8 protein-coding genes are annotated in these 13,483 nt (G+C 34.3%); 1 reads left to right on the top strand and 7 read right to left on the bottom strand.

Features of this window, described 5'->3' with window-relative positions; translation table 11 throughout:
• Positions 1-13: 13 nt before the first annotated feature.
• The 3 genes from H611_RS0108590 to H611_RS0108580 all read right to left on the bottom strand — a co-directional run bounded on the left by H611_RS0108590 (position 14) and on the right by H611_RS0108580 (position 6,218).
• A complete protein-coding gene (locus H611_RS0108590) occupies positions 14-1,495 on the bottom strand; it encodes a RagB/SusD family nutrient uptake outer membrane protein (RefSeq protein ID WP_169515990.1) in 1,482 nt (493 codons plus the stop codon).
• A gap of 10 nt (positions 1,496-1,505) precedes the next feature.
• Positions 1,506-4,985, bottom strand: a complete 3,480-nt coding sequence (locus tag H611_RS0108585) for a SusC/RagA family TonB-linked outer membrane protein (RefSeq protein ID WP_027137977.1) — start codon at positions 4,983-4,985, stop codon at positions 1,506-1,508.
• 87 nt (positions 4,986-5,072) lie between these two features.
• Positions 5,073-6,218, bottom strand: a complete 1,146-nt coding sequence (locus H611_RS0108580; RefSeq protein WP_051238770.1) for a FecR family protein — start codon at positions 6,216-6,218, stop codon at positions 5,073-5,075.
• A 128-nt stretch (positions 6,219-6,346) separates the two neighbouring features.
• Between H611_RS0108580 and H611_RS0108575 the strand changes: the two genes are divergently transcribed.
• A complete protein-coding gene (locus H611_RS0108575) occupies positions 6,347-6,937 on the top strand; it encodes an RNA polymerase sigma factor (RefSeq protein ID WP_027137975.1) in 591 nt (196 codons plus the stop codon).
• Here the strand turns inward: H611_RS0108575 and H611_RS0108570 are convergent.
• From H611_RS0108570 to H611_RS0108555, 4 genes are all read right to left on the bottom strand, one after another.
• Entirely contained in the window at positions 6,934-7,779 is an 846-nt protein-coding gene (locus H611_RS0108570) for an alpha/beta hydrolase family protein (protein ID WP_027137974.1), read from the bottom strand. The two genes, H611_RS0108575 and H611_RS0108570, sit on opposite strands and share 4 nt — an antisense overlap.
• The gene (locus H611_RS0108565; protein ID WP_027137973.1) at positions 7,780-10,548 is read right to left on the bottom strand and encodes a PD-(D/E)XK nuclease family protein; all 2,769 of its coding nucleotides are present in this window, start codon (positions 10,546-10,548) and stop codon (positions 7,780-7,782) included.
• A gap of 77 nt (positions 10,549-10,625) precedes the next feature.
• The gene (locus H611_RS0108560; RefSeq protein ID WP_027137972.1) at positions 10,626-12,029 is read right to left on the bottom strand and encodes an OmpA family protein; all 1,404 of its coding nucleotides are present in this window, start codon (positions 12,027-12,029) and stop codon (positions 10,626-10,628) included.
• 127 nt (positions 12,030-12,156) lie between these two features.
• On the bottom strand, positions 12,157-13,476 hold the full coding sequence (locus tag H611_RS0108555; RefSeq protein ID WP_027137971.1) for an OmpA family protein: 1,320 nt from the start codon (positions 13,474-13,476) through the stop codon (positions 12,157-12,159).
• Positions 13,477-13,483: the final 7 nt, after the last annotated feature.

Below are 13,483 nucleotides of genomic sequence, written 5' to 3'. Positions count from 1 at the left end.
ATAGTTTATTTAACTAGTCTAAATCAGGATTTTGTTTCATCAACTTATTGTTAGTCATTTCCTCTTCAGGAATTGGCCAACATAGCTTGTTTTCAATTATTGAGATACCTGGTTTTATTGTGTTTATCCAAGGGTTTCCATTCTTAAAGAATCTCAAAGAAGCAAAAAATTCACTTCCATTTTCTAAGAATAATTCTAAAAAGTATTCTTGAAAGATCATGTCCATTAGTTCTTCTTGAGTTGAAGGATTTAAGGCACTTAAAACAGGGTTCGTTCTTATTGAACGCATGGTGTTGATTGGTGCGATGGCTTCAGAAATTGAAGCGCCTGTTCTGGCTAATAATTCCGCCTTCATGATATACAGCTCAGGGTATCTTAAAAAGTAAGAAGCATATTTTTCGTCGCCAAAACGAATACCATCGTTAGCACCATATCGAGCTACTTTCTTCCAAGACCAGAATCTGTTAGAACTAAATCTTACACCGCTTCTAATATCTCCTGTAACAATATCCCAACGAGGATCTTGTCTAAACCAATCAGCTCCATAAATTAATCCAGCAGTTAGTGTGTTAGGATCATATGGTCTTGGGTCACCATTCTCTATAACTGAAAGATTATAGTAAGTCCCAGCCTTTTGAGTTCTTTTACCATCATTCTCTAAATAGTTCGCAAATAAATTTTCATTTGAATCCCAAGCTTGCTCATAGAATGTTTCTAAATCAGATTCCATGGATAAATTAGAAGAACTGGCTAGTACATCATTAATAAGTAACAACGCTTCATTTAATGCTGGAGTATCGTTATTGTTATTATAAGCTCCTCTGTAAAGTAATATTTTGGCTTTCAGTGCCTTGGCGAATTCTGTAGACATGTAACGAGGCGTGGTATAGGCGCTTAAGTGCTCTATAGCATAATCTAAATCTGCGTAAATCTTTTCATAGCTTTCACCTACACTAATTCTCGCTTTGGTAATGTTAGATAAGTCTGCTAACTCATCGCGATATAAAATACCGTATTCATCATTATCGTTAGCCCACCAATGTCCAAAGTTCCATAATAAGTTAATATGGGCCCAGGCTCTAATGCATCGGGCTTCTGCTATCAAGGCTTCTCTGGCTTCTTCACTCGGAACCAAGCTTGTATCTAATTTTGGAATACCTTCAATAGCAAAATTAGCGCGGTTTATAGTTGTGTAAAAATCTTTCCAGATAGTATTAACGCCTGGAGCGTTCTCTGTTTCGGTATAATCAAATGTATAGTCGATTATTTTCCAATCGATAAATCCAGCTTTAGAAGCTTGGGCAGCATATAATCCTCCAGCCCAACTATCACCAGTTAATGTGGCATATGCGCCTCCAACTGCTGCTTCAGCTTTATCAAATGAATTAATAGCGTTTTCGTTGGTAACTACGTAATAAGGATCTCTGTCTAAAAAATCACTACAAGAGAATAAGCTCGTAGCAACTAATAGGGCTGTATATATTGTTTTTTTCATAGTTGTTTTTTTATTGAAGTTTAACTTTAATTCCAAGGCTGTATAACTGTGCATTTGGATATGTACTATTATCTATAGCCATTCCAGATCCTATTCTTGAATCTGAGAAGTTTCCTTGAGGGTCGAATCCAGGATACTTGGTGATTGTGAATAGATTTGTTGCCTGGAAAGAAAAATCTACACCTTGAACTAAACTATTTTTAAGTAATTTATTTGGTAGTTTGTATGTTAAGTTAAGAGCATTTAATCTTACAAAAGATGCATCGTAAAGGTAGAAGTCTGAGAATTGTGCATTATTCCCAATGCCTCCAAAGGACATACGTGGGTATACGGCATTTTCTGCTCCAACTAGCGTAGTACTTTGACCAGCTATGATATTACTAAGGTTTTGTGTTCCCGTTACGTTACCAATATGAGTCATAGGTAATTGCCAGAATCTTTTATGACCATAAGCATAGGTGAACGTAGAGTTAAACATAAAGTTTTTATGTCGGAACGTAAGTCCGAAACCTCCAAAACCTTTAGGTACAGATGTCCCTAGTTTAACTCGATCGTCTCCAGTAATTTCATTGTCACCGTTTTGATCGATATAGTACATGTCTCCAGCTGTATTTCTACGGTCGTTATAAAAATCTCTAGTACCATTTTCTCTTCTAGGGTTTAAAGCTATAGCCTCTTCTGTGGAGCTATAAAAACGACCCGCTGTTTGATAGCCATACCATTGGCCCATTTCTTCACCTTCAGCCACTTTTATGTAAGACGTTCCTGAAGTTGGGAAATTAAGTTCTTCGGTTACTCCATTCAGTTTAACAATTTTATTTACATTTTTAGCATAGTTAAAATCGAAAGTTAATCGAGAATCTGTAGTGCTTATAATATCATAGTTAATATTAAATTCTAGACCTTTATTTTCGATAGAAGCCACGTTAGCTGTAATGCTATTAAACGAGCTACTTGGAGCTAATGGTAAATTATAAATTAATTCATCACTGTTTTTCTCATAAATTCCAACAGACCCTCTAATTCGGTCTTGTAAGAATCCATAATCAAGGGCTAGATCGAACATATTAGTTTCTTCCCACTGTAAATCTGCATTTCCTATAGAAGAAGGTCTAATGCCAGGCATTTCATTAAATTGAGTTCTACCATCGGCTAAAGTTAGATAATCATAGTTTCCTAGGTTTTGAGATCCTGTTTTACCAAATGAACTACGTAACTTTAAGTAAGAAATATATTTTTCAATATTACTGTTTTTCATAAAGTTTTCACCTGTAATAATCCAGGCAGCAGCAGCAGAAGGGAAGAATCCCCAACGCTTATTAGCTCCAAAGCGAGAAGAACCATCACGACGAACCGTACCAGAAACAATATATCTATCGTCAAATTTATAATGAACTCTAGCAAATTGTGAAATTAAAGCGTTCTCATTTTTTTGCTCGTCAAATCCACGAGGTGCCGTAGCTGACCTGAAGTTGTTTAAGATATCGTCATCAGGAAAATTAGCTAAAGAAATATAATTGTAATCTCTTACAGCGTTTTCCATAGAATATCCGGCCAATGCTCTAATATCATGTTTGTCAATTAATTTAGCATAAGTTAATGTGTTTTCCCACACATTAATTGAGAATTTTGAGTCTGAACGTGCTCTCGTACCATTGGCAAAATTAAATCGACTATCTCTTCTAACATAAGTTAATAACTCACTAGTAACATAGTTATTGGTAAAGGCTGTTTTAAAAGTGAAATCATTTAAGAAGTTTATGTCAAGAAAAGCAGTACCACTAAAATTTATACCTTTACTAGTTCTAATATTTTTTAGTGTGGTGTAAGGGTTTTCTGTGAAATTGTCATACTTAAATAAAGTACCATCATCGTTATATACTGGCATATCTGGACGAATTCTTCTTATTACATCTAACATATAATCTTTATCGTCTGTATTTCTTGAAGAACCGTTTAAGTTTACACCAAATGTTAACTGTTCGGTAATTTTTGTTTCGAGGTTTAATCTTCCTCCATAGATCTCACTTTGTCCAGACTTTACAATACCATCACGTTGGTTGTAATTAAAAGAAGTGTAGTAAGTTGTTTGTTCGTTGCCTCCTTGTACGGCTAGGTTATGAATTTGATTTATAGGGCTTTGAGTCATTTCGCCTAACCAATCTGTATTGCTGTCATAGTATGCATTAGGAGCCATAACTAAATCGCTAAAATCGTATTCACTGGTAAGTAAGTTATCAAAAGCAGCTTTATCAATATAAGGGCTTACGTTCGAATCTACACGTCCAAAACCAAGAACATATTCTTTGGCAAGTGCTTGGGTAGCTTTAATATACTGGTCTCTTTCGAAGTAATCAAATCCATTAAAATCCTGTACTTGAACACCTACTCTGGAAGAAAGCTCGATGCTTGGTTTCATTCTTGAACTTCCTTTTTTGGTAGTAACAATAATAACCCCATTTGCAGCTCTAGAACCGTAAACTGCGGTTGCAGAGGCATCTTTTAAAACATCAATACTTTCAACATCATTAAGGTTCAAGTTATAAAGGGTATTTGCAATGTTTCCTGTGAAATCTTCATTAGATGTTGAATATTGAGGAACACCATCAATGACCCATAACGGTTGATTGTCTCCAGATAGCGAAGAAGCTCCACGAATAATTACACTTACAGGTGCTGTTGGAGATGCCGATTGAATATTAACATTAACACCAGAAGCTTTACCTTGTAGCATACTTTCAATGGTGGTACTCATAGGTGCCTGATCAACTTCTTCACTACTTATATGTGATATAGAACCTGTTACATCTTTTACCTTAGAGCTCCCGTAACCAATTACCACTACTTGATCTAATTCAGAAGCATCTGGGACCATAGTCACGTTTACATGCTTTGGATTTGTAACAGGGATTTCTTGTTTTTCGTAACCCACATAAGAGAACACAAGGATTACATCTTTTGCAGTATCAGGGTAAGAAACTTGGAAATTACCATCGAAGTCTGTCATTGTACCAACCCCAGCATTTTTTGCATAAATATTAGCCCCTGCAAGTGGCATCCCATTTTCATCTTTTACAGTACCAGAAATGGTGATTTTTTGCTGAGCATCTGTAATGGAAGCTTCTTTTTCTGTAATGATAATAGAATTATTGTCAGAAAATTGAAAGTTAAAGTTAGCATCAGATAAAATTGAGTTTAATAAATCGTTTGCGTTAATAACTCCTTTTCTAACTGTAACATTTGGGTAATCTTTAAATAAATCAGCTTTGTAGATAAAGTTAATGTCTGTTTGTTTCTTAATAATTTTAAAAACTTCATCAATGCTAATCGTTTGATCAGCCGATATTTCAACCTGTGTATCTTGAGAAAATAAGGTTATCGGAGATAAACTGAAAACCGTTGTACAGAACAAGAATATCAATGTTCTCATAAGGATGGCTAGTGTTTTTTTTCGCTCTAGGGTAAGAACTTTAGTTAATTTAATTTTCATAAATTTGTTGTTAGTTAATTTGTTAATTAATGTAAAGTGGAAGACCTGGTTTGGTTAGTGGAATTTTCGAACCAGACTTCCCTTTTTTTATTTCAAAATAATGGTTTTGTTATCTATTTCATAGGAAATATTATTTATGGTTTTAATTATATTTAAAATTTCATCTATTGATTGATTCTTTCTTAAAACACCGGTAAAGTGTTCGTGCATGAGTTCTTTATTTTCAAATTTAATATCTGCGTCATACCATCTTGAAAGCACTTTCATAATTTGTTCTAATGGTAAATTTTCGAAACTAAAAACACCATCTTTCCAGGCGGTCACGGCATAGACATCAGTTTCAATAATATAAATATTTTCAAAGTTTGGCTTAATTATAGCTTGTTGGTTTGGTTTTAAAATGGTGTTTTCTTCACCATGAGTTAATGCTATTTTTCCATTAACAAGGGTGGTATAAATATTGTCTTCATCTTTATAGGCGCTAACGTTAAATTCGGTACCTAACACTTCAATTTCTTGAGTTTGCGTAAGCACTTTAAATTTAGAGCCTTTATGTTCTGAGCTATGTGACACATCAAAATAAGCTTCACCGTAAACTAATTCTACTTTTCTGGTTTGACCATCAATAAAATTAACGGGGTATTTTAATTGGGAGTCAGAATTTAACCAGACCTGTGTACCATCAGATAAAACAACATGGTATTGACCACCTCGCGGTATGGTTAAGTAGTTATATGATATTTCTTTTTTAGAAGTGTTAGAAGCTCTGTAGATTAGGTCTTTACCATTGCTTTCTATGTTTCCTGATGTGTAATCGTGCTCTGTGTCCAAGGTAACTTCAGAACCATCCTCTAAAGTTAAAGTGGCTTTATCAGTACCAATATTTATATTGTTTTCAGTTGCTATTTTGACTTCATCAGGCGTGTTATTGTTTAAAATAAAATAATAACCTGCTGTTGCGAACACCAAAATCGCTGCTGCATATTTTAATAAAGTTGGGAATAATTTTCTGACTTTCGATTCATTTTCAATCTTTAAGCTCGTTTTGTTATAAGCGCTTAATGCATCGTAAATGACATCTTTGTTTAAAGTTTGATTAATAGAAAGATAATCTTTAAAAACCTTAAGATTATTTTCATCTTCTAGCCACTGCGATAAAGCTTCCATTTCGGAAGGAGAAGCTTCTTGGTTTAGATATTTTGAGATGATGGTCTCAATGGCCTTTTTTGTCATTTTCTGCGTAATTATAAATCGATAAATAAAGGGGCTTTCATTAACACGACGTTTTAATTAAAAAAAACCACCATTATTTATTTAAATTTATTTCTTTTGTATCAAATATTTTTATCATAAGGAGAATATTGGATAGGCTTTCGCACAAAGAAAACAAGCTGTTAGATGCTGTAAGAAAAGGTGATAGGCAGGTATATAAAGAAATATATTTGACTTATTATCCGGAGTTGTGCGACTATATTAGGAGCTACACAAATGATGCTCAAGCTGCTGAAGATATTGTTCAAAATGTACTTTTAAAATTTTGGATAAACCGTAAGGACTTACAATTACACACTTCGCTTAAGGGGTTTCTTTTTAAATCTGCCTATTATGCCTTTATGGATGCTTACAGGAAAAAGAAGCGTATTAATGAAAAGCTGGAAGCCATTCGTTATGATATGGTTAATGAAATTTCTGAAGAAGATCATGATATTACAGAAAGACGTCTCAAAGCATTAAAAGAGGCGGTTGATGAGCTCCCACCAAAATGCAAAGAGGTATTTGTTTTAAGCAAGTTTGATGGTCTTAAGTATAAAGAAATTGCTGAAAAGTTAGATTTGTCTATTAATACAGTTGAAAATCAGATTGGAAAAGCCTTTAAGACACTTAGAAGTAAAATGAGGGATAATAGATATTTAAATTTCTTTATTAGCTTTTTTGATAAGCATTCTACTTAGCAGTTGGCTAAGAAGTTGCAGGCATGTTTTACAGCCTCTTCTAAATTTTTAGGTAAATCTTTATGTTCCCAGGGGTGTTGGGCTCCAAATACATGATTAGCCCCATTAATTATTTTTAATTCTGCCTCTGGCTGCCATAACTTTAGTTGCTCTGCCTCCTTTACTGAAACACTGGTGTCGTTACTACCGTGAATAAGTAATAGCGGTAATGATAAGTTCTTAATGGCACGCTGAATGTTTAAACGCTCTTTATTTTCAATAAAATTCTCATAAAACTGAAAATAATGAGGCATTTTTTGTTTGGTTCTGGAATTTTCAATGTAGGTAACACCATATTTTTTCCAATTGGAAGCATCCTCTAGAGCATTCATACGAGTTTCAAAATCTGAAACACTCGCTAAAGCAATTACCTGTTTTATACGGGAATCTTCTTCAGCTTTTATAATTACTATACCACCACCTCGGCTATGCCCCATGAGCGTAATATCGTGTAAATTGGCAAGTGATAGAGTTGTCGTATTGTTAAAGAGCCACTCTATTACGGTAGCCAAATCGTCTAATTCTTTGGTGTAGTTATTATTACCGAAAGCTTCTAAATCTGGAAAATCGATGGGTTGTTCTATGGTGCCACCATTATGTGAAAAATTAAATTTTACAAAGTAATATCCTGCCCTTGCAAAAGCGCTTGCCATTAAATTCCAGGCACCCCAGTCTTTAAATCCTTTATAGCCATGACAGAAAATAATAATAGGCAGATTTTTGGCATTCGCAGGATAGGTCGTATCTATTACTATTGGTTTATGGTGTATACCATTAATTACGATATGTTCTTGAGTAAGCATTTATATTTCTTTTTCCGTGAAAGGAATATCGGGATTGCATATCTCTAAGATAAGGATTTTCAGAGGTTTATTAAAATTATTTATGGTTTCTTGAGTAATTAATGTGTCTTTTTTTGCTCCATTACCGGCTTTGTCTTTTTTTGTGAATTTTATAAATCCTGCATTTAGGTTTTTAAAAGAAATAATACCAGCCTCTACAGGAAGTGTTATTTTATTTGAAAGCTTCATCATTAAAGCGTAGCTTAATACCTGAAAACTTTTGCTGTATTTTTTATAGTCGGTAATCAAGTCCTCCCAGTTTATAACCTCTACCTGATTTTTTTCTACACGTCCCGATTTATAATCAATAATTCTAATAATACCATTTCGCTGGTCTACTCGGTCCACCTTACCTGTTAATTTAACCGGAAAATCCAACTCAGGGATATCAAGAGTGACTAAGTTATTAGCTTCGATAGCCAGAATTTTAATTTTATTCCCAGCTTTTAAGTCGGCTACTTCTGTATTGAGAAAGTTTAAAACATAGCGCTTGGCAATTTCAAAAATAATAAGGTTTTTCCCCATGGTAATATCTCCTTCTTTATATTCATTTTTGAAATGTTGAGTAACGACTTTAGTGATGTTTTGTTTTAAGTTTTCAATAATTTCAACCGTAAGAAAGGTATTGATGAGCGGTTTGTAAAAATCTTCTAGCGTATTGTGAACAACGGTTCCCAAGGTATTAGCGGCAACAGTTTCTTCTACGTCATTATGTTCTTTAATTTTTAATATTTTCTGATGATAGAAATCGATTGGATTTCTAATATATGAGGTAAGTGAAGAAGGAGAGAATCCTTTCTCTGCAATTTTTTTTAGTTCATTCAGTAATTCAGGGGTTTTTTCAACAGAGTTTAATTCTGATATAATTACAGGCACCTGAGGCGCTAAAATATGATGTTTTATTTCGTGTATATTCTCCAATTCTAATTGAGTAATGAATCTGCTTTTTTCACCACCTGTAAGAATATCGGCTTCGGTATTATATAATATATGAACGTTTTTTGCTCGTTGCAATAATCGGTAAAAGTGATAAGTGTAAACGGCGTCCTTTTCTTTATATGTAGGCAGTTTGTTTTCTATTTTAACATCGAATGGAATAAATGAATTATTACTTTTTCCAGAGGGTAAAATGCCTTCATTTACAGATGCAATAATTACGGTGTCATAGTCTAATACACGGGATTCCAACATACCCATAATTTGTAGGCCTTCTAAAGGTTCTCCTTGAAAATCTAGGGTTTCTGAGCTTAATAATTCTTTGTATATATTAAATAATGTTGAAATATCCGTAATGTGGTTATACGTGCTGTTAAGTCGGTTTAATTCATTAAATAAATTATGAAATCGGTATAAATATTCTAATGATAATAAGTTGTCCTCCTTGTTTTGGTCAAGATGCCCTTTTATGGTTAGAATCAGTTGAAAACAGTTGTCTAAAACTTTTGTGATTGATGAATCCCAAAGATTAAATAAAAGATCTGCAATGGTTTGTAGGGTTTCTGGAAACAGTTCTTTTATGCGTTGCGCATTTAGATATATAATATTGTTACCATCAATCGTTTCAATTATTTTTGAAGCATAATCGATATCCTGAGACTGGAGTAGAGGTCTAATGTACTGATGAGAAATAATCTTTAGTGCATCTTTATAGTAAAAACTTTCTTTATTTGTTTTATGCAGGTGAAATAAGGCTTCGAAGAGAGATGCTAATGGAATTGACTTTAAAGGAAATCCCATGGTTATATTTAAGGGGCCAATGCCTATTGGTAGACTGTTTAAAACCGGTACTAGTAGATTTTCATCACCTAGAATCACTGCGGTTTTCTCCAGTAAAGGATTTTCTAATTGTAGCTCTTTTAATAAAGAGCCTATATGCTTGGCTTGGCCTATATTTTTAGGTATGCCATAAACAGAAATATTTTTGGGTTGTTTATAGTTATTGGTAAACCAATTAAAAGGGTGCGATTTAAAATACGACCAGTTTGGTTTATGCTGTCTAGTAAAAAGTGCGGCATCATGTTTGGGGTTTTCAATAAAAGCAGTATCGATATCCCAGTAAATAGTAGCTGAATTATTTTTTAATAGCTTTTGAATGATGGTTTCTTCGCAAGTGTTAAGGGCATTGAATCCAAGAAACACATATTTGTTTTCTGAATTATTATCAAGGTATTTATCCAGATTTTCAACGGCTTCACGATAAATTAATCCTTGATAACCTATGTTTTTTGTCCGAAGCTGGTTGGTGAAACTGCGGTATAAAATGGGGAGTCCATACCAGAACTCAAGATAATTTTTTATGAATTCCGTTTGGTTTTCTTCTAAAGACCAGTGGTCTGTTTCAATTTCTTTAATGGCCGCTAGATAATCAAAAATATGGATATGTGGAATATAATAGCGATCTATTTCATTAAAATCCTGAAGGAGTATTTGTGCCCATTTAGAGAATACTTCAAAACTATCTGTTCTTTCGGGTTTGTTAAGTGCTTTATAACAGTTATAAAATTCAAAAAGGAGTTCAGTATTCGAAATGCTTTTAAGTTCAGATAATTCTTCGACAAATTCTTCTATACTAATTATTCTTGGGGAGAAGATGGTTTGCTTACATATTTTTGGGAGTTGATGTTTTAAGAATAAACCAGCACGTTTACTTGGTAAAATAAAGGTTGTTTCAGGGATGTTAACCCCTTTATTTTGTAAGTCTTTGAGAACATCGAATATAAAACTTGTCATTTGATAAAAATAAAAAACGCTTCGGATTTCCGAAGCGTTTTTTTCAAACTTATTTTAAAGGTCTGTTTAGAGACTTCTTATTTTACTAAGTTAATTTCAACACGTCTGTTGTTTCTTCTTCCTTCGCTAGTAGCGTTAGTATCGATTGGTTTAGATTCACCGTATCCTGCAGCTGAAAGTCTAGAACCATCGATTCCGTTTTCAACTAAATAATCTTTAACAGCGTTTGCTCTAGATTCAGATAATTTTTGGTTTAGAGTGTCGCTGCCTGTGCTATCAGTATGTCCGTCGATAGTAAATTTAGCATTAGTGTATTCTTTTAAGATACCTACGATATCGTTTAATACACCAGCAGATTGTTTTTTGATAGTTGCTTTACCTGTATCGAATAAAATAGTTTTAGCGTATTCGTTAAGTGTTTTTAGTACGGCTTCAGAAACTTCAGGGCATCCGTTATTGGCAACGGTTCCTTTTACAGTAGGACATTTATCATCTTTATCAGCAACACCATCACCGTCTGTATCTGGCCAAGGACATCCATTGTTAGCAGCTGGTCCAGCTACATTAGGGCATTTGTCATCCTTATCGGCAATACCATCACCATCAGCATCAGGACAACCATTTAAAGCTTTTAAACCTGGAGTGTTTGGACAATCGTCATCTTTATCTGGAATACCATCACCATCTGAGTCTGGACAACCATTAAACTCAGCAGGACCAGCTTCGTTAGGACAATCATCTTTGCTGTCTTCTATACCATCACCATCAGTATCAGGACAACCGTTGAAAGCTTCTATACCAGGAACATCTGGACAAGCATCATCTTTGTCGTAAATACCATCACCATCGGTATCAGTACCTCCAAAACGAATAGAAACACCTACTGTGTGTTGGAAGTGTGTATCTAAATAATCTTCAAAGGCATGTTTGTATGCAGATTGTAAAGTAAGACCAATATTTTCACTAAACCATACATTAAAACCTAAAGTTCCATTGATTGTGCCAGCTCCAATTTCATCAACCCATGTGTAACCACCACCAACACCAATGAATGGATCGAATACACCCCAATCAAGAGCTTCTCCAATGCCGTACTTTATAGTACCGTCAAGTCCGTAATATGATAAATCGTCAACTTTATTGGTCATATCTGGATTAGAACTAATGTCTCCCCATTTATCAATTTTATTCAATGATCCTGCTATTCCTAAAGAGAATCCATCTCCTAAATATCTAGATACAGATATCGTAGATAGCGAAGGTAAAATGTTCCAATGGTCGGTCGCATTGAAATACTCACCAAAAATTGTTTCACTACTGTAGCCACCACCGGTATATAAATTACCAGCTCCTGTAGGATAGGCATCAACCATATTGACTCCTATAGATATTTGCCAAGGGTTATTTTTGTCTTGCGCATTTACACTACTAATACCTAGTACAAGTAGCATCGCAAGCAATAATCTGCTAAGATTTTTCATATTCAAAAGTTTAATTTTAAGTGTTAATCGTCAAACAAATGTAAGTTGTTAAAATTTATTAACAAAATAAATATAATAAAAAAAGCCTCACACTGTGAGGCTTTTATAAATATAAAATTGACTTGTTTTATTTAGAAGTAACCTTAATTTTTACTTCACTTCGTCTGTTCTGTGCTCTTCCTTCTTTAGTGTTATTAGCGGCTACAGGATTTTCTTCACCGTAACCTACTGTTGAAACATTTTCAGGAGTAACACCTGTTCTTGTTAGATAATCTGCAACAGCTTGAGCTCTTCTTTCAGATAAAGTCTGGTTGTAAGATTTAGCACCTACGTTGTCAGCATAACCTTCGATTGTTAAGTTATATACTTTATTGTTTTGCTCAATTAAATCAGCAATTTTATTTAAAGTAATTTGATTTTCAGGGGTTAATTCAGCACTGTCAAATTCAAAGAAAATAGTCTTCGCTAAGGCGTCGATTAAATCTTGAGTATTGTCAACTTCAACTTCAGGGCAACCATTATTTGCTGCAGTTCCTTTTTCGTTAGGACATTTGTCATCGATATCAGCAATACCATCACCATCAGAATCTGGACAACCATTAAGTTCTTTTAATCCTGCTACCTTAGGACATCTGTCATCTTTATCAGCTATGCCATCACCATCTGTGTCAGGACAACCGTTAAATTCTGGTAAACCAGCAACTTCAGGACATTCATCTTCGCTGTCTTGAACACCATCGCCATCAGAATCTGGACAACCATTAAATTCAGGTAAACCAGGTACTTCTGGACAAGCATCATCTTTGTCTTTAATGCCATCTTTATCAGTGTCTTTAGATCCTAATTTGAACGTAATACCTACGTTGTGTTGGAAATGAGGAATTAAATAATCTTCAAACGCATGTTTGTAAGTAGATTGTACGTTTAATCCGATGTTTTTCTTGTTAGTGAAAAACCAGTTAAATCCAAGACCTCCATTAACGGTACCAGCACCAATTTTATCAATCCAAGAGTAACCTCCTCCAATTTTAATAAATGGTTCAAAGCTTTCTGAATTAATTAATTGAGCAAAGCTGTACTTGAAAAAACCATCAACACCATAATATGAAAAGTCGTTGATTGATTTTCCTGAATAAGTTGATGCGTCCCCAACTTTGGTAATTTTATTTACAGAACCAAAAATACCAGCAGAAAAGTTACTTCCTAAGTAACGTGATACAGAAACTGATGAAGGGAATGGTAAAATATTCCAATGATCTGTAGCGTTGAAATACTCATCAAACCAAGTACTCTGGCCTGGGAAATTGCTGTCTCCAACATTTGTTGGATAACTGTCTACTGCATTTACGCCTATCCCTATTAACCAAGGATTATTAGCATCTTGAGCGTTTAGGCTGCTTAAACCTACAATAACAAAAGCAAAAAATAGTGTAATTAATTTTTTCATGGGTCGA

The sequence above is a fragment of the Gaetbulibacter saemankumensis DSM 17032 genome (genome assembly GCF_000425645.1).
Taxonomy (GTDB): domain Bacteria; phylum Bacteroidota; class Bacteroidia; order Flavobacteriales; family Flavobacteriaceae; genus Gaetbulibacter; species Gaetbulibacter saemankumensis.
The sequence above is the reverse complement of the archived record's forward strand: the minus strand, read 5'-3'. Positions and strand labels throughout refer to the sequence as shown.